The organism is Wolbachia endosymbiont (group B) of Apotomis betuletana (genome assembly GCF_947250475.1).
GTDB lineage: Bacteria > Pseudomonadota > Alphaproteobacteria > Rickettsiales > Anaplasmataceae > Wolbachia.
The window spans coordinates 622,214-648,556 of sequence record NZ_OX366320.1 but is presented as its reverse complement, the minus strand read 5'-3'; the positions used below and the strand labels follow the sequence as shown (position 1 = coordinate 648,556).

Annotated in this window: 20 protein-coding genes and 4 pseudogenes; 18 read left to right on the top strand and 6 right to left on the bottom strand. The window is 33.8% G+C overall.

The annotated features are described in order from the left end of the window. Positions 1-14: 14 nt before the first annotated feature. A pseudogene (locus OOK82_RS02910) lies at positions 15-504 on the top strand (transposase). 223 nt (positions 505-727) lie between these two features. Here the strand turns inward: OOK82_RS02910 and OOK82_RS02905 are convergent. Continuing rightward, the gene (locus OOK82_RS02905; protein WP_064085722.1) at positions 728-1,057 is read right to left on the bottom strand and encodes a hypothetical protein; all 330 of its coding nucleotides are present in this window, start codon (positions 1,055-1,057) and stop codon (positions 728-730) included. A gap of 151 nt (positions 1,058-1,208) precedes the next feature. Here OOK82_RS02905 and gap point away from each other — a divergent pair, with 151 nt between their 5' ends. From gap to OOK82_RS02855, 11 genes and pseudogenes are all read left to right on the top strand, one after another. Beyond that, complete coding sequence (gene gap / locus OOK82_RS02900; RefSeq protein WP_019236363.1) at positions 1,209-2,180, top strand: type I glyceraldehyde-3-phosphate dehydrogenase; 972 nt, start codon at positions 1,209-1,211, stop codon at positions 2,178-2,180. A 3-nt stretch (positions 2,181-2,183) separates the two neighbouring features. Beyond that, positions 2,184-2,942, top strand: a complete 759-nt coding sequence (tatC, locus tag OOK82_RS02895; RefSeq protein ID WP_010401503.1) for a twin-arginine translocase subunit TatC — start codon at positions 2,184-2,186, stop codon at positions 2,940-2,942. 155 nt (positions 2,943-3,097) lie between these two features. Beyond that, positions 3,098-4,531 carry a WD_0033/WD_0034 family tandem repeat-containing protein gene (locus OOK82_RS02890; RefSeq protein WP_264704425.1) on the top strand — a complete coding sequence of 478 codons (1,434 nt, stop codon included), beginning with the start codon at positions 3,098-3,100 and terminating at the stop codon, positions 4,529-4,531. A gap of 188 nt (positions 4,532-4,719) precedes the next feature. After that, positions 4,720-4,872, top strand: a pseudogene (locus OOK82_RS07700) (IS630-like element ISWpi11 family transposase); the annotation flags it as partial. A gap of 93 nt (positions 4,873-4,965) precedes the next feature. Next, complete coding sequence (locus tag OOK82_RS02885) at positions 4,966-5,259, top strand: hypothetical protein (RefSeq protein ID WP_264704424.1); 294 nt, start codon at positions 4,966-4,968, stop codon at positions 5,257-5,259. A 267-nt stretch (positions 5,260-5,526) separates the two neighbouring features. Then, positions 5,527-6,717, top strand: coding sequence for a hypothetical protein (locus tag OOK82_RS02880; RefSeq protein ID WP_264704423.1), 1,191 nt, complete (start codon positions 5,527-5,529; stop codon positions 6,715-6,717). A 142-nt stretch (positions 6,718-6,859) separates the two neighbouring features. Further along, positions 6,860-7,487: pseudogene (locus OOK82_RS02875) on the top strand (IS6 family transposase). 397 nt (positions 7,488-7,884) lie between these two features. After that, on the top strand, positions 7,885-10,446 hold the full coding sequence (clpB, locus tag OOK82_RS02870; protein WP_264704422.1) for an ATP-dependent chaperone ClpB: 2,562 nt from the start codon (positions 7,885-7,887) through the stop codon (positions 10,444-10,446). Positions 10,447-10,473: 27 nt separating this feature from the next. Next, positions 10,474-15,144 (top strand): NAD-glutamate dehydrogenase, encoded by a 4,671-nt coding sequence (locus OOK82_RS02865; RefSeq protein ID WP_264687229.1) that lies wholly within the window; start codon positions 10,474-10,476, stop codon positions 15,142-15,144. A 5-nt stretch (positions 15,145-15,149) separates the two neighbouring features. Next, a complete protein-coding gene (gene tatB, locus OOK82_RS02860; protein WP_264687230.1) occupies positions 15,150-15,440 on the top strand; it encodes a Sec-independent protein translocase subunit TatB in 291 nt (96 codons plus the stop codon). Beyond that, positions 15,412-16,788 (top strand): PleD family two-component system response regulator, encoded by a 1,377-nt coding sequence (locus OOK82_RS02855; RefSeq protein WP_010401888.1) that lies wholly within the window; start codon positions 15,412-15,414, stop codon positions 16,786-16,788. Before tatB ends, OOK82_RS02855 begins: the two co-directional genes overlap by 29 nt. A gap of 22 nt (positions 16,789-16,810) precedes the next feature. On the opposite strand, the gene recO is transcribed toward OOK82_RS02855, so the two are convergent. Further along, the gene (gene recO, locus OOK82_RS02850) at positions 16,811-17,539 is read right to left on the bottom strand and encodes a DNA repair protein RecO (RefSeq protein WP_007302913.1); all 729 of its coding nucleotides are present in this window, start codon (positions 17,537-17,539) and stop codon (positions 16,811-16,813) included. A gap of 196 nt (positions 17,540-17,735) precedes the next feature. Between recO and OOK82_RS02845 the strand changes: the two genes are divergently transcribed. Beyond that, on the top strand, positions 17,736-18,263 hold the full coding sequence (locus OOK82_RS02845; RefSeq protein ID WP_010401890.1) for a hypothetical protein: 528 nt from the start codon (positions 17,736-17,738) through the stop codon (positions 18,261-18,263). A 52-nt stretch (positions 18,264-18,315) separates the two neighbouring features. Here the strand turns inward: OOK82_RS02845 and OOK82_RS02840 are convergent, their stop codons facing one another. Beyond that, positions 18,316-18,654, bottom strand: a complete 339-nt coding sequence (locus OOK82_RS02840) for an outer membrane protein assembly factor BamE (RefSeq protein ID WP_029237605.1) — start codon at positions 18,652-18,654, stop codon at positions 18,316-18,318. Positions 18,655-18,783: 129 nt separating this feature from the next. Between OOK82_RS02840 and OOK82_RS02835 the strand changes: the two genes are divergently transcribed. After that, positions 18,784-19,773: a ribonucleotide-diphosphate reductase subunit beta gene (locus OOK82_RS02835; protein WP_264687232.1), complete on the top strand. Its 990-nt coding sequence runs from the start codon at positions 18,784-18,786 to the stop codon at positions 19,771-19,773. Positions 19,774-19,904: 131 nt separating this feature from the next. Further along, the gene (locus OOK82_RS02830) at positions 19,905-20,117 is read left to right on the top strand and encodes an ankyrin repeat domain-containing protein (protein WP_064085231.1); all 213 of its coding nucleotides are present in this window, start codon (positions 19,905-19,907) and stop codon (positions 20,115-20,117) included. Positions 20,118-20,766: 649 nt separating this feature from the next. On the opposite strand, the pseudogene tnpA reads toward OOK82_RS02830, so the two are convergent. From tnpA to ygfZ, 3 genes and pseudogenes are all read right to left on the bottom strand, one after another. Beyond that, a pseudogene (tnpA, locus tag OOK82_RS07750) lies at positions 20,767-21,186 on the bottom strand (IS200/IS605 family transposase). A gap of 380 nt (positions 21,187-21,566) precedes the next feature. Continuing rightward, complete coding sequence (locus OOK82_RS02820) at positions 21,567-22,274, bottom strand: hypothetical protein (RefSeq protein ID WP_264687234.1); 708 nt, start codon at positions 22,272-22,274, stop codon at positions 21,567-21,569. 129 nt (positions 22,275-22,403) lie between these two features. Then, a complete protein-coding gene (gene ygfZ, locus OOK82_RS02815) occupies positions 22,404-23,258 on the bottom strand; it encodes a CAF17-like 4Fe-4S cluster assembly/insertion protein YgfZ (RefSeq protein ID WP_264704421.1) in 855 nt (284 codons plus the stop codon). Positions 23,259-23,370: 112 nt separating this feature from the next. On the opposite strand from ygfZ, the gene OOK82_RS02810 reads away from it, so the two are divergent. The 3 genes from OOK82_RS02810 to OOK82_RS02800 all read left to right on the top strand — a co-directional run bounded on the left by OOK82_RS02810 (position 23,371) and on the right by OOK82_RS02800 (position 26,200). Beyond that, positions 23,371-23,661 (top strand): co-chaperone GroES, encoded by a 291-nt coding sequence (locus OOK82_RS02810; protein ID WP_007302813.1) that lies wholly within the window; start codon positions 23,371-23,373, stop codon positions 23,659-23,661. Positions 23,662-23,750: 89 nt separating this feature from the next. Continuing rightward, a complete protein-coding gene (groL, locus tag OOK82_RS02805; protein ID WP_264687237.1) occupies positions 23,751-25,409 on the top strand; it encodes a chaperonin GroEL in 1,659 nt (552 codons plus the stop codon). 287 nt (positions 25,410-25,696) lie between these two features. Continuing rightward, positions 25,697-26,200: a protein-disulfide reductase DsbD domain-containing protein gene (locus OOK82_RS02800; protein WP_264376423.1), complete on the top strand. Its 504-nt coding sequence runs from the start codon at positions 25,697-25,699 to the stop codon at positions 26,198-26,200. The last annotated feature ends 143 nt before the right edge of the window (positions 26,201-26,343 follow it).

Sequence of the window (26,343 nt, the reverse complement as noted above, 5' to 3'; positions counted from 1 at the left end):
AGTGCTGGGTAAAGATGAGAAAAAAGCATCCAGCAGACCTAAGTCAAAGGGAATGGACAAGAATAGAAAGCTACTCCAGAGTATCATACAGGAAAGGAGGAAGGTCGTCAAAGTATAGCAAAAGAGAAATATTAGAAGCAATTTTCTATGTATTGTGTACAGGTGTAAATGGCGGTATTTACTATGTGATGGGATACCAAGGAGAAAATTTAAAAAATCATATAAAGGAAGAATATGGTATGGATATTGAGATTGTCAAAAGGCCTTCATGTAGGTTCTAAGTCAACAAAGACACACCGCCTTAGCTACTACCAATGAGGGGTTTAAAGTACAGCCAAGAAGGTGGGTTGTAGAAAGGACTTTTGCTTTAGGAATAGAAGACTATCGAAAGAATAAGATTTACTCACTGAAAATTTCATATATCTGGCTATGAGTAGAGTTATGTTAAGGAGAGAAATATGCTTGAGTTTATCAATTCCCGGACAAGTTGGGAGTGTTAAATAAACCATACGCGTCAAGTTAAGGAAATATCGTGAAATATAGCAACATTTGAGATGGGCATTTTATTTGTTACATTTATTTTTTTAGGGAGTTCTTATCTAGAAGAAGATGATTTTTTCAGAAGAATCTATAAATTAATAACTTTATTACTTAATATATAAAATAGTTTTTTTCGTTTCCTTTCTTCCTTATACCACTTTTCCTTAACTTGACGCGTATGGTTTATTTAACACTCCCGCATTTCCAAATTTTGTGAAGATTCAAATTCTTCTTGCATATCCAGTATGTCTTCTATTACTTGCTGATCTTCATCTCTTTCTTCTAATTGAAATGCTGCTGCTTCTTGAGGTGTTTCTAGCAGTTTTTTTAATATTTCTGTGCGCAGTTTCTCTGGTATTGATTTCCACTGTAGCATTACTAGCATTTCATTGTGCAGCACTGACATTTTCTGTAGTGTTTTCACTTTTTCTGACAGTCCTTTATTTTCTTTTTGCAATGCTTCTATTTTTCTTTGCTGATACTGATTATCTGAATTTGTCATTGGTAATCCATGCATAACCTACTCCAAGTTAAAATTTAGATATTATTAATTAAGTGATACAGTTTCTTTAGTCAATCAATATATTATAACATTAGGATTAACAGCTAAAAGAATAGAATGAAATATCAGGCAATATCCTCTATAATTAAACTTTTAAGATGGAAAAATGACAATTCGTGTAGGAATTAATGGTCTTGGTAGAATAGGCAGAAGTGTATTGCGTGCTATTTTTGAAGTAGAAAACTATAGCGAGCAAATAGAAGTTGTGGCGGTAAATGGGTCGCTCAGTGCTGAGCAGCATGCACATTTGATTAAATATGACTCTGTTCATGGCAAATTTAACGGCGATATTGATTTTAACGAGTCTGAAAATTGGCTATCTATAAATGGCAGGAAATTTTCTTTATATAGAGAACGTAGCCCTGAAAATATTCCTTGGAATGTTGATGTAGTGCTTGAATGCACTGGTGCATTCAACAAGCGTGCGGAAGCAGCAAAGCATAATGCAGAGAGAGTAATTGTCTCTGCTCCAGTTTCAGATGCTGATGTAACTGTAGTTTACGGCGTAAATAACGATATGCTAAAAAAGGAGCATAAAGTGATCTCAGCAGGTTCTTGTACTACAAACTGTCTGGCTCCGATTGTACACGTTTTACACTCCAATTTAGGTATAAAAAGCGGTTTTATGACCACTATACATGCCTATACGAATGATCAAAATATTCTTGATGGCAACCATAGAGACTTACGTAGGGCAAGAGCTTGTGGCCTTTCTATGGTGCCAACTACAACTGGAGCAGCAAAAACAATTGGTTCTGTCATTCCTCAGTTAAAGGGTAAGCTAGATGGTACTGCTATTAGAGTTCCGGTTAGCAACGTTTCTATGGTTGATTTTAAATTTACGACTGATAAGAAGGTAACAGCTGGAGAAATAAATGAAATGTTTAAGAATTCAGCAAATCATGTGCTTTCCGTATGTAACGAGCCTTTAGTTTCAATAGACTTTGTCCATAACCCTTATAGTGCAATTGTGGATTTAGCTGGTACATATGTCACAGGTGATATCTGTAGAGTTGCAGCGTGGTACGATAATGAATGGGCTTTTTCACTGAGAATGTTAGATATAGCTTTATTGTAAAGTATGAACGAAAACTCACAAAAATATGCTTCATTTTATGAGCACTTTGCGGAACTTAGAAAAAGGGTTATTTTTTGCTTTCTATTTTTTTGTGTTACCTTCGGGTTTTGTTACTACTTTAAAGAAAATATATACCGCTTTTTACTTGCACCTTTAATAGAAGTTACAAAAGATAGCAATGATTTTTCTCTAATCTATACAGACTTAACAGAAGCGTTTTTTGTATATCTCAGGGTTGCAATAATGAGTGCACTGTTGTTTTCTTTTCCTGTGTTTGCATGGCAATTCTATATGTTTCTAGCACCTGGCTTATATAAAAGAGAAAGGGCAGTGTTATTGCCATACTTAATTGCAACACCGGTTTTGTTTGTAACGGGAGCCGCTGTAGTTTACTACTACATATTTCCCCTAGCCTGGAAATTTTTTATTGCTTTTGAACATAGCGGTAAATCTTTCGGTATACCAATAGAGTTTATGCCATCAGTTAGTGAATATTTAGACCTTGTTCTTCAATTCATGTTTGCGTTTGGTACTGCATTTCAAATTCCAGTCATACTAACCTTAATGGTGAGAGTAGGGCTAATCACTGCACAAAGTTTGTCAAATAAACGCAGAATTGCGATAGTGGTAATTTTCATTATTGCTGCAATCTTAACTCCACCTGATGTACTAAGCCAAGTAGGGCTTGCAATTCCAATGTTGGTATTATATGAGCTGTCTATCCTAATATGTAGATATATTGAGAAGAAAGCAAAGGATTGAATTAAGAATATTATTTATAAACAAAGAATGAGCACCGGAGCACTTTTTCTTGTTTGAGTGTTTTTGGCACCACAGCATTTTATTGATTTATTGACTTGTTTGCTTAAATATATAATAATTAAAGTATATTATTATTTTGAATAGGAGAATTTGATATGCTAAGTTATGAAGAGTTAAACAAAACACAACAAGGATTATATGATAAGTTAAAGACTACAATACGAAATCAAGATAATATTAATGATCTTTACGAAGATATTAGTTGTGCTATTTATGAAGACATTCCAGCAAAAGAGGATTGGGAGCAAGTTCTTACTCATGTGAAATGTGTTAATTGCGATGATCAAGAGCATACTCTAACACTGCTTGGCTTTGTTATAAATCAAAAACAACAGGAAAGCATTCAAGGTATTCTAGATGTAGCTAAAAGAAATAGTATATTAGAAAAAATTCTTACTACTGCGAATATAAAGATCAAGTTTTCAAATGGTCAAGAAATTACTTTAACACCACTTGCCTATGCTATAATTCTTAATAATCAGATAGGCATTGACACTATTCTAAATATAGCCAAAAAAGATAAAGAGTTATTAGAAAAAGTTCTTACTGCTGCGAATATAAAGATCAGGCCTTCAGGTAATCACGAATATACTCTAACACCCCTTACCTATGCTATAAATCTTACTAATCAGGAAGCTAGTCATAAAAGCATTGAAGCTATTCTAGATGCAGCTAAAAATGATAATATGTTAGAAAAAGTTTTCGCTAGTGTAAGAAAAGATTATCTTAACAAAACCAAGAAGATTTTAGAAATATTAAAAAATCAAGAACAAGATGAAAAGGAAAAAACTAAAATTGATGGTTGGCTAGAAGTACTTGCAAAGAGCATATCTAGTTGTGAAAGTAAAGATGATCTTAACAAAATTACAATGCACGATAGAGTTCAAGAGATATTTAAAAAGCAAGAGCAAGAGGATTGGAAAGTAACCCTTGAAAGGATCGTGCCTAATCACAAAAATAAAGATATTTGTGATGTACTTAAGGAGATTTTAGACCCATCATCAAAAGATCCACAGCAAATTGCTGATAGGCTAACAGTACTTAAAAAGATCATGTCTGGTTGCGAAATTCAGGAACAATCTTCAGTAGCTGAAAGCAGCGTTCCTAAAACTGAAGGAAATATAACTGATGAAAGTAGTACATCTGAAATAAGTATTATGCCCGATTGTGAAAGTAATGAACAGTCTTCAATGGCTGAAAGCATCGTTCCTAAAACTGAAGGAAATATAACTGATGAAAGTAGTACATCTGAAATAGAGAATAGTAAACAAAAAGACAAAGTAAAAACTACTAATAAACCAATAATAATTGGCTGTGTTTATGGTGCTATAGCTGCATTGGCAACTGGTGGTGGATGTTTTGCTGCTGGTGTTGCATTACCGATATTGGCTTTAATTGGTATAGCTATAGCTGCTGCTGTAGTAGTTGGACTTATTGCTGGTGGTATTACATATGTAATTTCAAAGCCTAGTGAGAATCTAGATAGAGCTAATGTAGAGCAAAGAGTTAGTATAGGGTTAACAGCGTAGTTAAGTAAAAGGAAGAAGTCTATTCTTCCTTTTCTCAAAGTTTTTTTGTTGATCATATATTCACAGCATTAAGTTCTATAGGTTGCTGCGTAAAAGATTAGGAAGTAGTTTTGTTAGTGTTGAAAATTATAGCTCTTTTCCTAATAGTGTGAACATGATGGAATAGGTAAAGTAGCGAGGAGATATAAATGCCAGCAGCATATAGTTATGATTTAAGGAAAAAAGCATTGGATGTAGGGGAAAGTAGAGCATTTGTAGCCAAGAAGTTTAAAGTTAACATTCTATGAATGGCAAAAAGGTGCAAGAAAATAGGCGATTTTAAATCAAAATGTAGATCCAATAGAGCGTGATTGATATCTTGCTAGTAATAGTGTAACAGCTTTTATTAAGATATTTTTTTGCCATACGGCAGCAATAACAAAATTAGAAAATTGATGGCTGAATATGTTGGCATTGATAAACAGTATATTATGCTTCAAGCAATATTTACTTTAGTAGCTTCTACAACTTTTTTTAGTATAGCTTCTCCTTGGTGCTGTGTACCAACAGCAGTATTTGCACTTGCTACGTGTTTCTTTGTTAAAAATGATGTACATGCTGCATTTTCTGCAAAAGAACTTTCTCCTGAGTTTGCCGAAATTATTACTGAAAAAGTAGTAAATAATGTTGAGCTCAATGCAGAAGACAACTCTCAATCGAGAAGCTATAGCTTTTTCACAATAATCTGAACGTATCGTAATACGCTACTGGCCTACTATCGACATAAATACATATCTTATCACGTTCGAACTATTATAAGAAAGGCTATACTTGTATGAGACTGTGGTTATATAGCGAAACTAGATTTCACTTTTACACACCTAGATAAGGGGTAACAGCAGACACTAGAATGACGAAATCGTTATTCTGCTAAGTGTTATCGCTGTATATGAACTAAAAAGCTAATATTTACTAGATCTTAATACTTATACCTTATATTTTAATGAAAAGCTGCAATGAGTATGCATGATCCATTTAAAAGTGAGGATTATAAAAAAAATCTTGATTCTCTGATCAAAGCTATAAATCTAGGAAATCCAGAGAAACAATGTTATAAAACAGTAACAGATCTGTCTCATGCTTTAGAGGGTTTTACAGATAAGGCAGAAGATGTAGCTAAGCTTGTTATACGTGATGACTTGAATAATTGTGTAAAGAAGGCAAATAAAAAGCCATTAATTCTTAGGATATTCAATAGAATATTAGGAAGAGATGTTTCGATTAGGAATATAAGTAATTTTATAAAAGATAAATTGCCTCCTTCAACTGCTAGAACAGCAATCGAATATACAGATGTTATTCAAAAAATTTCAGATTTAGAGCGAATAGAAAGAAGTCTACCTAAATATAGGTCATATGGAATAAATTTAGAAAATAGACAGCAAAAGAAAAATCTCTTATATGAGCGAGAAGATTCAGGTTATGGAGGTTCATTAAACGAAGATCCTGAGTATGAAGAAATATCAAATTATCAAGAGGAAAAAAGTAAATCTTTAACAAAAGATTTGCGTAATCTACAATCAATTAAAGAGGAGCCGATTTATGCAACAATCTCTAAAGAATATATAGAAGCAAAAAGAGAACATAGGAAGAAACAACAACTTCAATCTCTTGCACCACCAAAACCACCAAGAGTACCACCAGTACCAGAGAAAATGTTTACTGCCAATCAAAAAATTAGACAAGAACCGAAAAAAGATAAACCTGCAGTACCACCAAAGCCTAAAGATTTAGGCGAAAAAGTAAGCACAGAGCAAAAAATAGTAGTGGAAAAATCAGCTGAGAGTAAACCTACACTACCACTAAAATCTGAAAATCAAGATGGTAAAGAATCAGCAAAAAAAGCTGATGGACCAAAAGTACTAGTAGTTGCTATGAAAAAAGAAGTGACTCGCGAGAGTAGTAAAGTAAAGGCATTAAAAGAAAGATTTGAGCGAAATCAAGTAAAGAACGTGTTGCCTGCTGAAAACAAAACTGCTTCAGTAACACAAACGGATATCAGTGTGAAGAGAAAACAATCTCGTTCATTTCCAGTAGGGAATAAAAAATCTTCGATCAACCATCTTGCCAGCAAAAATTTACCTTCCACGAATGTAAGTGTAAAAGAAATGGTTAAAAAATTTGAAGGGAGAAAAGGTGAAAGATAGTAATATTTGGGTATTTCCCTACTCATGAAAATTAGCTCTTATCATAACATTTTTACAGCCATAAGAGGAAGTTTTTCGGTTCTATCGCATTTGTAGGGAAGTAGAAAGAAGAATGATATAATTGTCTAAAAAAAAAGCAAAGATGTTTCGTATCAATCAAAAATTGTTGCTATATTTCAAAGGATTTAGCTTTTCAGCGGATGTTATCTGTATACATGAAATGTCGATTCTCTTTGAGCTATCGAGATTTGGAAGAAATGATGAGTATAAGGGGAGCAAAATGCTACGTTACAAAGGTGGGTTATCACCACTGATAGATGAGGCAGTAAGGAAAAGAAAGAAGCAGGTTGGTAGTAGTTGGAGAGACTTACATTAAATTAAACGGTAAATGGGTTTATTTATATACTGTAGACTTCCTCTTGTGTGTTAGTAGAGACAAGTCTGCAGCACTTGCATTCTTTCGTAAAGCCTTCAGGAGTAACTATCTTCCTGAGAAAATTGTAATTGATAAAAGCGGCAGTAATACTGCTGCTCTTGATGATTTGAATGCAGAAATTTCTGAAGATTACAGTTCTTCAAATAAAATATCTAAATAATATTGTTGATAGATTTATCAAAAAACTAATAAAGCCAATGCTTGGGTTTAAAAGCTTCCATTCCGCCAAGATTACCATCACAGGCATAGAAAATATTCGTATGATTCAAAAAAGACGAATTATTAAAATAATGTTTCTACTTTTGAGAATTTTGCTATGTTAATGGCTTCATAACTCCTATAATCCCACCTTTAATGATCTTCTTTCCTATGGTTTATAGATTCGACAGAACCTATAATATACCCTGTATTCCAGGTTTGATTATGTCTGGAACAAGCCTAACGCCATTCTTTATTTCTTGTACTATAGAAATTGTTGTTAAGTTCTTTATGTTAAAATCATTGATATTCATTGCTCTTTTATAAAAAAATTAAGCTATATGCTTTATATCTTAACATTAGTTTAGTTTTAAAACAAATTAATATTTTAATATAAGTTTTCTCTTTTGTAGAGAATCTGCTTTTTCTTGTTTTGTATGAACTTAGAAAATTTTTATTGATGAATGACTTTAAGTTTAAAATTGAGAAAGTAGTTGTTATATATACCAGCAAGTATGAGTTAAATTTGTATTATGGACTTGAATAAATTTACCGAAAAAGCAAAAAGCCTAATCCAGAGCGCTCAAATGAAAGCATTGGGAGCTGGGCATCAGATTTTTATGCCTGAACATTTACTTAAAGTAATGCTTGAAGATGAGTCAGGTTTAGTTCAGGATTTGATAGGCGCTTGTGGTGGAAATGTTCAGAATATTTCTGATGCTGTGAGTAGTGCAATTAAAAAGTTTCCAGTGGTTGGAGGACCAGGTAGTGGTGGACTTCAGCTTTCAAGAGAGGTAGCAAAAGTTTTTGATGATTCAATTGGTATTGCGAGGAGAAATAAAGACACATTTGTTACTGTTGAGCGGTTACTGCAGGGCCTTGCTGCACAAAAAGATGAAATTGTAGGTAAAATTTTAGCAGAAGGTGGTGTAACACCGCAAAAATTAAATTCAGTTATTGCAGAAATGAGAAAAGGTGGCAGTGCAGACTCTCCAAATAGCGAGGAAAAATTAAATGCGGCAAAGAGGTATACAAAAGATATTACAGAGCTTGCTATGCAAGGTAAGCTTGATCCTGTAATTGGTCGTGATGAGGAAATCAGAAGAACTATGCAGGTATCGTTGAGGCGAACAAAAAATAATCCAGTACTGATAGGTGAACCTGGTGTTGGAAAAACTGCAATAGTTGAAGGTTTAGCAAACAGAATTGTTGCAAATGATGTACCACTTGGTTTGCGTGATGCAAAAGTTTTAGCTTTGGATCTAGGTGCGTTAATTGCTGGAACAAAATTCAGAGGAGAATTCGAAGAAAGATTAAAAGCAGTAATCAATGATATTTCAAAAGCAGAGGGGAAAGTTATCTTATTTATAGATGAGCTTCATACTTTAGTTGGAGCAGGAGCAACAAGTGGTGCAATGGACGCTTCAAATTTGCTAAAGCCTGCTCTTGCGCGTGGAGAAATTCGCTGTATAGGAGCTACAACTTTAGATGAGTATCGTCAACATATAGAGAAAGATCCTGCGCTTGCAAGGCGTTTTCAGCCTGTGTTTATTTCTCAACCAACTGAAACTGATACTATTTCAATACTGAGAGGTTTGAAGGAGAGATATGAGGTGCATCATGGTATTAGAATCACAGATGGTGCAATAATTTCTTCTGCAACGCTTTCTAATAGATATATAACAGATAGATTTTTACCTGATAAAGCGATTGATTTAATTGATGAGGCAGCAAGCAGAGTAAGAATTGAGATGGATAGCAAACCTGAGGTTATTGACGAACTTGAGAGAAAGATTATACAACTAAAAATTGAATCAGAGGCTTTGAAAAAAGAAAGTGATGAAAACTCTAAGCAACGTTTAAAAAAGATAAATGAGGAAATTGAGAGTCTAAACAGTAAATTTGCTGACTTAAGCAGTAAATGGCAGATGGAAAAGAATAAGATAGCTAAAATACAAGAAACAGCTGAAAAATTGGATAACTCGAGAAAAGAGTTGGAACTGGCTCAGCGTAATGGAAATTTAGGAAGGGCAGGGGAATTGATGTATGGTGTGATTCCTCAACTTGAAAATGAGTTAAAAAATCAGGAAAAAGTTACTGATAGTTTCCTAAAGAAAGAAGTTACTGAGAGTGATATTGCAAATATTGTTTCAAAATGGACAGGCATTCCAGTTGATAACATGATACATAGTGAAAAGGAAAAGCTCCTTAACATGGAAAATGAAATAGGAAAAAGAGTAATAGGGCAGAGAGATGCAATTGAAGCGATAAGTAATGCAGTAAGGCGCTCCCGCTCTGGTGTTCAGGATACTAATCGACCTTTTGGTTCATTTTTATTCTTAGGTCCAACCGGAGTTGGAAAAACAGAGTTGGCAAAATCCCTTGCCGAATTTTTGTTTGATGATCAATCAGCACTTCTACGCTTTGATATGTCAGAATATATGGAAAAACACTCCGTTTCAAAGTTAATTGGTGCGCCTCCAGGATATGTTGGCTATGAACAAGGTGGCAGGTTAACTGAGGCAGTAAGGAGAAGACCATATCAGGTAATTTTGTTTGATGAGATAGAAAAGGCAAATCCAGATATATTTAATATATTGCTGCAGATCTTGGATGAAGGCAGGCTCACCGATAGCCACGGTAAATTGATTGATTTTCGCAATACCATACTGATTCTAACTTCTAACCTTGGTGCTGAGGTGATGCTAAGAGGAGCTACCGAATCTGTGAAAGATGAGGTGATGAAAATAGTTAAGTCAGCGTTTCGTCCAGAATTTTTAAATAGACTGGATGAAATTATTATATTCCACAGCTTAACCAAAGATGACATTGATAAAATTATAGATGTTCAATTCTCTTATTTACAAAAGATGCTTGCTAAGCGTAAACTGAGTATTAGTTTATCGCAAGAAGCTAAAGAACTAATAGCACAAACTGGATATGACCCTGAATATGGAGCGCGGCCTCTGAAAAGGGTAATACAAGAATGCATTCAAAATAATCTAGCTAAGTTAGTTTTATCGGGGGAAATAGTAGAAGGAGATGAGCTAATAGTGTATACTTCTGGTAACGAAATCTTAGTTAAAAAGATCTAGATTCGCTGTGTATTTTTGTTTTGAAAAATGTGTATAAATCATAATGTTAATGTTGAGTCTTTATTTAAGCTAGTTGATCAAGGGAATAAAAAAGAGAAAGCAAAAATTAAAGAGTTTATACAGTACTTTTATAATTTTGTTTATAATAGTGACCTAAAAGTCAACGATAAATTTCTTTTATACATTGCAGAAGATGCATACAACTTCATTCTTAAAAAAGAAAAAGAAGAAAGTAAATTGGCAGTAAGTAATGTAAATGATATTTCAGGAATAGAAGGCAATTTCACTATAATTAAAATCACAAATTATGACATGCCCTTTTTAGTGGATTCTGTCATTTCCACTATTAAGTCACACGGTTTAACTATATGCTATTATAGTAACAGCATAATTAATGTTCAAAGAAAAAATAGCCTAATAGATAAAATTCATCTTTTGGAAGAAAGTAATGGAATCAAAGAGTCAGTAATATATGTAATTATTAAAGGCATAAGTGATAGCTTTGTTGATACACTAGAAGAATCTCTACGAAAGACGCTAAAAGCAGTTAACTGCGTTGTAAAGGACTGGCAATGGATGCTCAAGAAGCTTCTTGAGCATCCGGCATTGGATGCTGGAGGCAGAGATTTTCTAGCTTGGTTGAAAAATAACAATTTTGTATTTTTAGGTTATCAAGAATACATTACTAATAAAGAAGGAAAGCTTGCTCTAAGTGGTAAGGAGAGCCTCGGGTTAATGAGAGCAAGTGAAGAGTACCAAAATTCATCAATTTTTTCTGAAAGCTTGAATTCTTTATACATACTAAGATCAGACCTAATCTCAATAGTTCATCGGCGTACCTATATGAATTGTATAGGAGTGAAAGAATTTAATGATCAGGGTGATGTAATAAGGGAACAGCATTTTTTTGGGCTATTTACTTCTATAGCAGAAGTTCAAGATATTCGAACTATTCCGGTAATAAAGGATAAGGTTACAACAATAGAAAAAAAGGCAGGATTTGTTCCTGGTGGCCATAACAATAAAGCTTTAATTTCCATTTTACAGGCATTTTCTTGTGACGAATTATTCCAATCAAATGAAGACGAGTTATTTGAAATTTGCACCTCGATCATGTCTCTTGCGATTAGACCAAGAGTCAAATTATTTTTGAGAAAGGTAGGGAACTTTATTAGTTGCATAGTATTGATACCGATGCGTTATGCTAGTGCAAGACTAATGTTTAAGATACGCGATATATTGAAAGATGAAACGAATGCAGAAAGTTCAGATATTTATAACAATCACATTATCAATGAATATGATTTGATGAAATTACACGTGGTGCTAAGAACCAAAAGCGCTAGCGTTTTTGATGATGAAGTTTTGCGTATCGAAAACAAGTTAAGAAACATTACAGAAAAGTGGGAAGATCGTTTTATAGACAATTTATATAATACTTTTAGCACTGTTGAGGATATATTTATCCGCTATTGCAAGGCATTTCCGATAAGTTATCAAGAGAATTTTGAACCTCATGATGCGTATTATGATATGAAAAAATTGGAGATAGTGAGAAAGAAAAAAGTCAGTGAAGTTGATTTGAGGCTTACTCGTGACAATCTCAACTATCAATTGAAGGTTTACACTCCAAGCAACGGAGGCCTTGAATTGTCAAAGATATTAAAGGTTACTAAGAATTTAGGGGCTAAGATTCTATCTCATAATGGTTCTTATATAGAAATCAACGGTGGAATATGGATACATCATTTTGTGTTGTCAAGAGTTGATGAATTAATAGACAACATTACTTTAAAAGAGCAGTTTGAGGTAACACTTGTAAAAGTGTTCAGCAAGGAAATAAAAAATGACTATTTTAACAGCTTGATCATTATTGCTGGGCTCGAGTGGAAGGAAGTGCTTCTGATTAGAGCGCTAAGCGCCTACCTAAAGCAGACATCATTTAGCTATAACCCAGAATATATCCAGAAAGTAGTATCAGAGTATCCAAAAGTAGTAAGGTATTTAGTAGAATTATTTCATTCAAGATTTGATACTAAAATAGATATTGATAGGGCAGAAACTACTAGCATTTTGATAGAAAAAATTGAAGAACTACTAAAAGAGATCAGCAACGTTTCACATGATTACGTTTTGCGTTCGATATTTAACTTGATAATGGCAATTTTGAGAACCAGTTATTATCAAGATGATAAGCCATACTTATCTATCAAATTTGATTCAAGTAAAATAAATGGGTTACCTGATCCTCGCCCGTATCGTGAATTATATGTCTATTCGAACCTTTTTGAGGGAATACATCTAAGAGGAGGGAAGTTGGCTCGTGGTGGTTTGAGATGGTCGGATAGAACGGAAGATTTTCGCACTGAAGTTTTGGGACTCATGAAAGCCCAGATGACAAAAAATGCGGTCATTGTACCTGTTGGCGCAAAGGGTGGGTTTGTAATAAAGCAAGTTTATAAAGACAAAAACATTTTAAGGGAGAAAGGTGTTGAATGCTATAAGAATTTCATCAGAGGAATGCTTGATATTACTGATAATGTAGTTGATGGCAAAATAACTCCACCAGAAAATGTGATTAGGTATGACGAAGATGATCCATATTTGGTAGTTGCAGCAGATAAAGGCACTGCTTCATTTTCTGATTATGCAAACGAAATATCCTCTGAATGTAACTTTTGGCTCGAAGATGCATTTGCATCTGGTGGATCAGCAGGTTATGACCACAAAAAGATGGGTATTACAGCAAGAGGTGCATGGATTGCAGCACAACGCCATTTTTGGAGAATGAATAAGGATATTTACCAGGATACAACTGTTATTGGAATTGGAGATATGGCTGGCGATCTATTTGGGAACGGCATGCTGCTTTCAAGAAATATGAGTTTAATTGGAGCATTTAATCATATGCATATTTTTGTTGATCCAAATCCTGATGCGGAAAAGAGTTTCGTGGAGCGTAAACGGCTCTTTGAATTACCGTTTTCCACTTGGATGGATTACAATAGAGATTTGATTTCTCATGGTGGCGGGGTATTTGAACGTAGTAGCAAACAAGTAGAAATTTCTCAAGAAATGAAAAAGTGCTTTGATATAACGGAAGATACATTATCTCCAAATGATTTGATTCGATATTTGCTCAAGGCAAAAGTGGATTTCATATGGAATGGAGGAATTGGCACCTTTGTTAAGGCAAAAAGTGAAAGCCATGGCATGGTTGGCGATAAAGCAAATGATGAATTAAGAGTAAACGGTCATGATATTAGAGCTTCTATGTTTATAGAGGGTGGCAACCTTGGTTGCACGCAGCTTGGAAGGGTAGAATACGCTAAAATAGGTGGGTATATCAATGCAGATTTTATTGATAATTCAGCAGGAGTAATATGTTCTGATCTTGAAGTTAACATCAAGATTGCTTTTGTTGCAATTATGAAAGAAGGGGGAATTTCCTTGGAAAAAAGGAATGAAATACTGGCTAGCATGATAGATGAAGTTGCATCTAAGGTACTTGAAAACCATAACAGGATTGAAACAAAAGCATTGCTTCTTGAGTGTTTGCAAGCTAAAGAAAAGTTGGAGCAGCACCATAAATTATTACTCAGTTTAGAGAAATTTGGGCTGCTAAACCGAGATGTAGAATTTCTTCCAGCTGAAGAAGAGGTAGCAAGAATGTTAACTGATGGAGAAGGTTTCTGTTCTCCTCAGCTTTCTGTTCTGATGTCTTATGCAAGAACAGCAATAAAAAATGAAGTTATACACTCTGAGCTACCTGAAAAAGATTTTTTGTGCCGTGATTACTTACTAAATTACTTTCCACAAAGGATGGTAACAGAGTTCAAGGATTCCATATTGAAACACCAACTTTGTAGGGAAATTATTTCTACTTGCATTACAAACGATGTAGTAAATAGGATGGGCTGTATATTTATTAATAATTTGGTTGAGAGTACTGGAATTAAAGTACATGAAGCAGTTAACATATATATCGTTGTTAATCACCTATATAATTTAAGTAGCCTTTGGCAGAAAATTGATGAATTGGATGGAAAAATTGATGTTGATTCATATTTGCAAGTAGTGAGAAGTGTGCAAAAATTTATTGGTAGGGTATCATTTTGGTTAGTAAAAAATCTTGGTAAGCTTAATCTTGTAGAACTAGATGGTGTTACAAAATTTAGGGGTGCAATTGAAACTTTAGGCCATGATATTTTAGATGAGCACCTATTAGAGGTCTATAATCATGGATTAGCTTCTTTGTTAGAGCTTAACATAAATAAAGATCTAGCAAAAAGGGTTGCTGATCTACGTATTCTTATTTATGCGCTGGACGTTATATCTGTTGCTGAGCAGACATCTTTGTCCATCCTTGAGGCTGGTAGAATATACTTTGAATTAAAGTCGCTGCTAAGATTTGATATGATTAGAACAGTTGCTGGCAAGATGAAAAGCCATTCTTCCTATTGGGATCGCAGCTTAATTAATGATTTATTAGATGATTTAAGCAATTATCAACATAAGCTAGCTGTTAAAGTTATAAAAGCTACTGATAATCATGTAGACAAGGTTCAAACTTGGGCTATTAATGATAAGGATTATATAGAGCGCTACAATAGCTTTTTAGATGAGATGGTCGCTTATAAACTTGATTTAAGTAAATTAATACTCATAATCAGAAGAGTTAAAATACTTGCTTCATAGGAAAAATGTTTAATATAGGTCTGTCAGAAGTTTTAGTTGTAGCTTTAGTGAGTATAATGGTTCTTGATAAAAGTAAAGTACCTGTATTTCTTAATCTTATTAAAAATATATATAGGTATTTCTGGGTTGTAAAATCAAGAGTTAGGAAATTGTTGAAGGATACCGGAATTAAAGAATTATATGAAGAGCATAACGTTGAAAAAGTCAATTACATAATTGGTGAAGATGGCAAGCTTTATCCTACTTACAATGTAGATAGTACAAAAAATGACAGCAAAAATCCTAGTAGTAGATGATATACCATCTAATGTTAAGCTTTTGGAGGCTCAGCTAAAAGCAGAGTACTATACAGTTATTGTAGCTTATGATGGCGAGGAGGCGATAGATTTAGTAGCGGAACAGCAGCCAGATATTATCTTACTTGATGTCATGATGCCAAAAATGAGTGGTTTTGAGGTTTGTAAGAAGCTAAAGAATGATCCCTTAACGACTTATATTCCAATAATTATGGTAACTGCGCTGCATGACACTCATGATAGAGTGGAAGGAATTAATGCTGGTGCGGATGACTTTCTAACTAAGCCGATAGATGAAACTGCTTTATCTGCAAGAATTAAGTCTCTTGTGCGCTTAAAGATGATAATAGATGAGTTGTGCTTGAGAGGAGAAACTAATGCTGAGATTGGTGGAGTAGCAGAAAGCAGTATTATGGATTATTCTAATCAGATTTTTGATGCTAACATACTTGTTGTAGATGAGGACACCTTTCAAGCAGAGCAGATACACAATGTTCTAAAGCAACGCTTCAGATCAATTAAAATACTGCACGATCCAAAAGAAGCATTAAAGGTTGGTATTAAGGATAATTACGACCTGATTATTTCTGACATGCAGTTTTCAAAAACTGACGGCCTACGGTTGTGTTCTAAGTTTCGTAGTAAAGTAGAAACACGTTATACACCAATTCTGATCCTTTCTGAAGATTATGATAAAAGCAATTTAGTAAAGGCACTTGATGTAGGTGCTAATGATTATTTAACAGTACCTTTAGATGAGAGTGAATTAATAGCTAGGGTTAATTTGCAAGTGAAACGCAAAAGGTATCAAGATGCCTTGAGAATGAATTTATTTAATAATGTGGAAATGTCTATAAAGGATCCATTAACTAACTGTTATAATAGAAGATATTTTGATGCACACTTAAGAAATATTGTTAAGGATTCTGTGGAAAAAGATAGAAGTTTATCTCTTATGATACTTGATATAGATTATTTTAAGATGGTGAATGATAACTTTGGGCATAATGCTGGAGATGAACTTTTAAAGGAAATACAGAAAAGAATTTCTGAAAATATCAGAGTGACAGATTTATTAGCTAGGTTTGGTGGTGAGGAATTTGTTGTTGTAATGCCAGATACCAATGTATCAGATGCGTATACTATTGCAGAGAGAATAAGGAAAATTATTGCCAAAGAACCTTTTATACTTGTGGATAAAAATACAACCCATAATTTAACTGTGAGCATTGGAATTTCAGCAATGCAAAGATCTGACCTTGATGATGTTAAAAAATTTATAGTACGTGCTGACAAATATTTATATAAAGCAAAAAACAGTGGTAGAAATAGAGTGGTTACTGGTTGAAGTTCTTTTAAATAAGTAGTAACTAAGATTCAAATGATAGCATAAAATTTCTCAACTCCGGAAATTTCGCATTTAACTGCAGAAATAGATATTTATTTAAAAAATACCCTGTAATTTTTAACCCTAGTCTGAATTCTTGATATGAGTAGCTATTTTGTAGGTTGTTATTGTATACATCATGCAACATCTGTGGAAAAGGTAGTAATTTATCTGCATAACAGTCACCTACTTTTTTTGACACTGCTCTACCAGTTTTTGGAGAAATAAATTGTAGATTTTCTTTCACACCTGTTACAGCACATTTTGATAGGTCTAACTTAAATCCAAGTTGCGTAAGAAGCAGAAGCTCTAAGTTAAGGTAATGACTTTGCCAAAACTGGCTATTATGTTTTATTACATCGATGAAGTGTCTAAAATTATCATACAACTTGATGCAGGATTCACTTTCTGGAAGCACTTTTTCTAATATAGACGAGAAAGAAACAATAGCAATGCTTTTTAACCTATCTTGAAAGAAATGATGAAATGGAGATTCAATCAATTCGCACTTTAAAAAACCTAGATTTTCAGGTAGCTTAGCACTCCATTCTGCATGTAATAGATTACTTATTTGAAACTTATAATTGCTATTGTTTGTTAACCTAGTTAATCCTCTGCACTTTCCATGATTTTTTGTAAATAGAGAAAGAATTAAATTTTTATCACCGTATTTTTTAACAGCTATAATAACACCTTCATCTTTCCATCTCATTTAGAGTATATTGACCATATGATATTATAGAGATAATAAAATTAGTGTAGCAAATTTGAGTTTAAGTCAACTGAAATATATTGACTTTATGTGCAATATTAGCTTTAAACCAGTAAAACAAGCTGCTTAACATATGCGCCCTCTCTATTTTAATTATATTCTTCTTTTGTCTCTATGTTGTTTTTTGCTTTTTTCAATGAAAGCCCAAACGAATGATTCATCAGTTATTCCTATACCACAAAGAAAAAAAGAATTAGTTGAGTTAGTACAACCGAGGCAAATTATTGAAATACAGGAAATTGATGAGGGTATTCCAATTCCCAAAAGAAAAAAGGGTGTAGAAAGAAAACTAAGAGAAGACATCAAAGAGGTGAAAAATGAAATAAGAGATAAGAAAAATATTGAGAACAAAGATGATGAATTGGCTGTAACAGAAATTATTAATTCTATAAGGGATAAACTGACAGAGTGTTGGAGCATTCCTGAGGGCATAGTTTATAAAGAAAATTTTAGTATAAAAATTAACTTATTATTATCCAGTAAAGGCGAGATCGTTGTAGCCAACGTAGCAGATAGTAGTTCTTATCAAAATAATCCTCTTTTTAGATCAGCAGCAGATAATGCAATGCGTGCAGTGTATAAATGTAGCCCGTTAATTGGCTTACCTGCTGAGCATCATCACATTTGGCGCGAAGTCACGTTAGATTTTATTCTAAATAGGTGAATTTACGTTACCTGAATTAGTTACTTGTGATGAAAAATAGATCAGCAAATTTTCAATCAACAACAGCTAAAGACCTTTCTGCAACGTTGATTTCTCTTATATCTGTAACTTCGTCATTCTGATTAAACGAAATTTGCAGAGACTTACTACTGTACTTCCTTTTTCCCAAGAAGTTAGCTTGTTTAATTTTATATGAGACATAGTACCAAACATTTTCGTCGAACTTTGATACTAATGTTGGCAATCCTAAAGTATGAACAACTTTTTCTCTATCATCACCTACTTTTATTTTGCTCCACAGTTCAACATTAATGCCAGGAACTCCGTGATTATAGATAGTGTGCATGCAGCCTACTGAAAACAGCAAAACAGAAAATATTAATACTCGCATTTTGTCAATTAGTTATTTGAAATCATAATACACTGATAAACTATCTGTCGTCAAATTTCAAAAAAGTTAAATTGACTGATTCTCAATATCATTTAATATAATATTTACTTCAAAATAATTAGGTACCTTATGTCATTGCTAGAAGCAGATCCAATATACAAGCCTTTTAATTATCCTTGGGCATATGATGCATGGTTGCAGCAACAAAGGATACACTGGATACCTGAAGAAGTTCCGCTTGCTGATGATGTGAAAGATTGGAAAACTAAACTTTCTAATGTAGAGAAAAATTTATTGACCCAGATTTTTAGGTTTTTTACTCAAGCAGATATTGAAGTAAATAATTGCTATATGAGGCATTATTCAAATATATTTAAGCCAACAGAAATATGTATGATGCTTGCAAGCTTTTCCAATATGGAGACTATACACATTGCAGCCTATTCATACCTTCTAGATACGATTGGCATGCCAGAAAGTGAATATCAAGCATTCTTAAAATATGATGCTATGAGAAAGAAGTATGAATACATGTTAGAATTTGAGGAAGGTAAAAAGCACGATAAAAAACATGTTGCTAAAACTTTAGCAGTATTTGGTGCCTTCACTGAAGGATTGCAGTTATTTGCATCATTTGCAATTTTGCTCAATTTTCAACGGTTTGGAAAAATGAAAGGTATGGGGCAAATAATTGCTTGGTCAGCACGTGACGAAACCTTGCATACCAATTCAATTATCAATTTGTTCAATACGTTTATTAAAGAGAATAATGAAATTTGGAATGACGAGTTCAAAGAAGAATTATATTCTGCATGTCGCACTATTGTTGAACTTGAAGATGAATTTATAAGTCTTGCTTTTGATTTAGGAGATGTTGAAGGGCTATCTGCAGAGGAAGTGCGCAATTATATACGTTACATAGCAAACAGAAGGTTAACGCAATTAGGTCTTAAATCTATATATAATGTTAAAGATAACCCTATTCCGTGGCTTGATGAAATACTAAATGGCGTGGAACATACAAATTTCTTTGAAAATAGAGTAACAGAGTATAGCCGTGCAGCAACTCAAGGCACTTGGGAGGAAGCTTTTGCTAAAAACTATACAAAAAGTGAATAGCAGTAACTTCACCCTTTTTTATCGTTTCAACGGAAGCTTGCGATACATATCAAAGGTGGAAGGAGGAAGAATTTGATATAAATCATCTATTTAGCTTAGAGAAAAGAGAGTATAGATATAAAGTTACATTATTGCATGTAATAGTTGGAGATTTTGATTGCTTAGAGGAGGAGGAGAAGAAGTTAATACGATATCTATTAGACAAAGGTGCTAATGTTAATGCACGAGATTCTTTTGGAAAAACTCCTTTGCACAATAGTCATGACAAAGAGGTAACACAAATTTTACTAGATGCAGGTGCTAATCTTTTTATAAAGGATCATTATGGAATGACTGCAAGATAGCGTTGATGCAGAACAAAAAGCTAGTACAGCGGCAAGTATTGTAGTGTAGTTAAGTAAAAAAAGGAAGAAGAGACTTCTTCCTCTTTTCTCCAAATTTTTTATATATAATTGAGAATAAAAAAACTGTGGATAACTCTGAAAAAGATCAAAAAAGACATCAAAAAGAGTATGATTAGATTGAAATATTTACAGAAAAACTTACTCAATTGATAAATATCTTAACGCTTTTTAAGAAAAGACAAATAGAGGGTCGTATTGGAGCTAAAGGTTGAAATTTTAAGTGCTTCTTAATACTTAAAGAGGTACTTTAATAGTTCCTTTTAAGTACTAATCCGGAGGTTCGATAGGTTGTTGTTTAAAAGATTGGGAAATAGTTTTATTAGTATTGAAAATTACATAATGTATATTATGGAAAATATAAGAAACACAAGCTTTCAGCAAGAGAAAATTCAATTTTTGCTCTTCTCAAACAGCATAAAAAAGTGCCTGTTGAACTCCCAGATTAGCATCCAAAAACACTCAAGTATTACTTTAAGAGTATTTAAAATCTTAACTTAAAGACCATTCCTTACTCCCTTATTGGCTCTTATTAGAAAAATATCAAAATCACAACTCAACAACCATCACCTACAAGGTGAAGGGTTAAATTTTAATCAATTTGAAATTGATCATTGTCATGAAGTGGCTCGCCTTCCTGGATAGATATGTACTCTTGTATAACCTCGTCTGTCAGAACTTACGGCTCAATATCCACGTGCCCAAAGGTGCCTGCCCCAAAATTGCTTACTTAGACTTGCAAAATCTTGCATCAGCAACCTTGAACTTGTTCCTTTCAAAAGTTATACAATTTTACTAACACTTTGCTGTGGTTTATATGATATAAACATATGAATATGATCTACTGCAACTTTGCCTGAGATAATTTGAATCTCATTTTCCATAGTAACCTGCCTTAGCAGCTCCCTAACTCTAACAGCAATTTGGCCTATTAGCACCCTTTTGCGATATCATACCAAGTGTACTTTCATATATCGTACTTAGAGTGTGCATTATACCCATAACGTCGCATACGCGACTATTGTAACTTGCCCTTCGCCTCAAGGCGGGACAATCCCCGAAGGGGGACACTAAAAAAGATTAAAATTGATATAATTTTTTAGAGTTGTCCACTTTATTATGAATCTCCGAAGTACTCATAATGTGTAAAATATGTATTTCTCTGGGTTATCAACTTAGTTATTAACAATTCTGTGAATAACTAAAACAAGAAAAAGGGGCTTCTAATCAAATGGAAATAGTGTCATTCTTTAAAAAACGACGCTAAAAACATTGTTTCTGTTCGAGCAATGGTTACACCTATTATCAGATCTAGGTACCCTGAATAGGATTAAGGGTACCTAACGAAGTAAAAAACTTGGAGAAAAGGAAGAAGTCTTTTCTTCCTTTTACTTAATTTGGCTGAGGCAAACATTGTTCTGTTGCCGACCTTGATGTGTCAGGATTTTCTATCTTAGTAGATACTGCATATGTAATACCACCAGCAATAAGTCCAGTGAGTACAGCAGCAGCTACAACTATACCAACTAAAACCAGTATTGGTAATGCAGCATCAGCAGCAAAACACCCACCACCAACTGCTAATGCAGTTACAACACTACAAACTCTAATTGCTCTATTAGTTGCTATGCTTTTTTCAATTTTATAAATCTCGTTTAGTGTATCCTGGTCTTTATTTTCTTTTAAGAAAATCTTAAGAAAATCTTTTTGATTAAGAACTCCTTTAACATCAAGAACTTCTTTTAATACACCATTCTCCTTAGCTAGATTTATAATAAGTCTAATGCATGAATAATATTTTAACATAATAGCACTTTGAAGCGGTGTAATTAATTCATATTGTGATATCTTTCCAATAAGAACTTCTTTTAATATACCATTCTCTTTAGCTACATCTATAATAGATTGAACGCTTCTATAATGCTCTTTCATTATAGCATAGACAAAAATTTCAGAGTGTAATCGAGGGAAATGAAGAACAGTAAGCAAATCCTTTTTTTCAACTTTTTTAAGAAGAGCAGTAATATCCTTTCTCTTTTCTATTGCAGATATTAACTCAGTGTATAAATCATACATATTGTTCGTTTGTGAAATCTTCATATCTCAAAATATCAAACCGTAATTAAAAAGTATTTTAATTATCATACATTTAAGTAAGAAAGTCAACAATTTAACTAAGTATCACAAACACTTAAACAAGAAAAAGGTGCTTTTACCCGAATAGATATTTTATAACGTCTTAATGCTAACTCCACCGACATATAAATTTGCGTGGCTTTTTCCAGTATTAAGCAATGCAAGTCCAATATTGTCGACACTAGAGCGTAGTTCTCCTACTTCTTCATTATGTTCACTGATTACTTTAGTGCCAATATTTGGAAGTGCATTTTTTCCCTCAACAAGGTAAAGTTTCCTTCTGAATTTTTCTTGTCTGCTCATTCGACTTACAACTTCCTGACCTATATAGCACCCTTTATTAAAGCTTATACCATTTATCTTATCGATTAAATATTGCAGCGGAAATGATGAATTTTGCACCATATCTTTTGCTCCATCTGGGACAAGGTTTTTAATTCTTACTTTTTCATATTGGGCAAAATCCCCAACTGATTCCTTTATTTCATCTTTGTGTATGATTCTAATTCCCAAAGATTTATGCCTTGGATCTTGAAAAGCGATGTGCATGACGCTGGAATTCAGTAGATCTAGTGTTATTCCAGTGTGTAATGCTCCAGTGTCCGCCACTTGGATGACAGAGGGAGACTCAGTATTAAACAAAACTCCAACCTTATATAGTGAACTAATGTCTTTAATCCTCACTCTAAGGTAAGTTTTGAGCAAGTCTAATTTTTCAATTATTTGCTGTAGATGGGCATTTTCACACTCCAAATAAATATATTTATCATGCTCAATGAGGAAAAAATCGTACAGATATTTTCCCTGAGGGTTGAGTAATAAAGAGTAAATTGCCTGCTGGCTACTTAGTTTATTAATATCATTTGTTATAACACCCTGAAGAAAATCTCTCGTATCTGGTCCGTATAAAGATATTAGACTACGGTTTGCTAGCGGTATGTAACCCATAAAACTTCTGTTCAAACCTTAATTATACACTTTTACTAACTCCAACCCTTGAAATGTAACCTTTAGATGACTACATAGAATTGTAGGTTAATCTATTAATGAGGAAACATAAATGTCAAGTGTAAATTTGAATGTATTAGATGATAACGTGCTAATAAAGCCTATTACTGAAGAAAAACAAGGTGGAATTGTACTACCATCAAGTGCTGAAAAGAAGCCTACTAAAGGTGAAGTTATAGCAATTGGTAGTGGTTCACGCAACTCAAGCGGAGAGCGTATAGCTTTAACTGTAAAAACTGGTGATAAGGTTTTCTACAGGCAGTGGGCTGGGACAGAAGTAGAGCATGATAATGAAAAGTATGTCGTGATGAAGGAGTCAGACCTACTTGCTGTTATCAAGTAGGTATTCCTATTTTACTAAACTAATGCGCTATATAGTGCATTATGTATTTTAATATTCTAAATTTTTTATTAATTTAAGGAGTGATAAAAATGGCTAACATAGTAGTATCAGGCGAACAGTTGCAAGAAGCCTTTCGTGAAGTTGCAGCAATGGTTGACTCAACGGTGGGAGCAACTGCAGGGCCTAGGGGAAATACAGTAGGAATTAGTAAGCCATATGGTGGACCAGAGGTCACAAAGGATGGCTATAAGGTAATGAAAGGTATAAAGCCTGAAAAACCATTACACTCTGCGATAGTAAGCACCATTGCTCAAAGTGCTTCTCAGTGTAATGACAAAGTTGGTGATGGTACCACAACATGCTCAATACTGACTAGCAATATGATAATGGAAGCTTCAAAGTCAATTGCAGCTGGAAATGATCGTATTTGTATCAAAAATGGAATACAGAAGGCAAAAGATGTGATATTAAAGGAGATTACATCAATGTCTCGCACAATTTCTTTAGAGAAAATGGATGAAGTTGCACAAGTTGCAATAATTTCTGCAAATGGTGATAAAGATATTGGTGATAGCATTGCTGATGCTGTTAAAAAGGTTGGAAAAGAAGGCGTCATCACTGTTGAAGAGAGTAAGGGTTCAAAAGAATTAGAAGTTGAACATACAACTGGTATGCAGTTTGACCGTGGTTATCTCTCTCCATACTTTGTTACAAATAATGAAAAGATGAGCGTGGAACTTGATGATCCATATTTGCTGATTACAGAAAAAAAACTTAATATTATTCAACCTTTACTTCCTATTCTTGAGGCTATTTTTAAGTCTGGTAAACCTTTGTTTATCATTGCAGAAGATGTTGAAGGTGAAGCATTAAGCACTTTAGTGATCAACAAATTACGTGGTCTAAAAGTTGCTGCAGTAAAAGCTCCAGGTTTTGGTGATAGGAGAAAGGAGATGCTCGAAGATATAGCAGCTTTAACAGGTGCTAAGTATGTCATAAAAGATGAGCTTGGAATCAAGATGGAAGATTTGACTCTTGAAGATCTTGGTACTGCTAAAAATGTTAAAATCACTAAAGACAATACCACAATTGTTAGTGAAGACAGCGACTCTGATAAAAAAAACAGAGTAGATGCTAGAGTTAACCAGATTAAATCTCAGATTGAAACTTCAACCTCTGATTATGATAAAGAAAAGCTGAGAGAGCGTTTAGCGAAATTATCAGGCGGTGTTGCTGTGCTCAAAGTTGGTGGAGCAACCGAAGTAGAAGTAAAAGAACGCAGAGATAGAGTTGAAGATGCACTTCACGCAACAAGAGCTGCAATTGAAGAAGGTATAGTTCCCGGTGGTGGAGTTGCACTTCTTTACGCTGCATCTGCTCTTGATAAGCTAAAAGCTTCAAGCGATGAAGAGCAAATAGGTATCAACATTGTCAAAAAAGTTCTCAGTGCTCCAATCAAAAGATTGGTTAAAAATGCTGGTCTTGAATCTGCTGTTATAATTGACTATTTGATTAATCAGAATGATAAAGAGCTTATATACAACGTTGAGGCTATGAACTACGCTAATGCATCAACAGCTGGTGTAATTGATCCGGCAAAAGTAGTTCGTATTGCTTTTGAAACGGCAGTGTCTGTAGCAAGCGCACTTATTACTACTGAATCTATGATAGTTGATCTACCAAACAAAGAAGAAAATGCTTCATCACCTATGGGTGCAGGAGCAATGGGCGGAATGGGTGGATTCTAAGTAAACAAGAGCCTTGGAGCAACTTGCTCCAAGGTATCTTTCTAGTTCTAAAAAGTCTTACATTTATAAAGGAAATAAATTTGTGACTTTCTATGCAAAGCCACTACTATTTATATTTGTTACGTCTCTTTAATATTATAACTGCTTAAAAATAAAAAAATAATATATGAAAGTTATAATTGCTACTATATCTGTATTAGCATAATATTATATTAACAAATGATTTATATAATATTTTTATTATAATAGATAGAACTTAAATTATTTTCTTCATAAATAGAGTATTTATGAAAATACGTATATACTCAATCCTACTTTTACTTTTTTCTTGCACTCAATTGTGCGCTGAAGAAGAAGTTGCAAAATTTGATCTGCTCATTGGTAAGGTAAATAAAGCAAACCTTACCATTGAAGGCGCAATAAAGGTTACAATAAAACCAGGTTGGCATATATATTACAAAGACCCTGGAGATTTCGGCCTTCCTACTTCCTTTGACTGTCAGGGTAACATATCAAATATAGATATTCATTGGCCTACTCCCAAGGAACATGAAGATAAAGTTGGGGAAGTTACATTTGTTAGCAACATATATGAAGATATGGTGTTATTTCCCTTTAAAAACAATATCATTCCAAATCAGGAATACGCTGATATTAACTTTCATATAAAGTACGCAATATGTAAAGATAGGTGTATCCCTAAAAATGCCGAGATAAAAACCAGTCAACCACTAAAGGATTTTATAGATTCTGATATCAATAAACTCATAAATGAGTGGTATGAAAAATAGAGCTCCCAGCGAGCAAGTGATAGTTATACGATAGCTTAAAAATGTTATTCCTGTCCCTGAATTTTCCAATAAAGATCTTTCCAAAAATTTCGATCATGAAGCCTTTTGGTCCCCAAAAGGCTTCATTTCAATCAATAACGAAA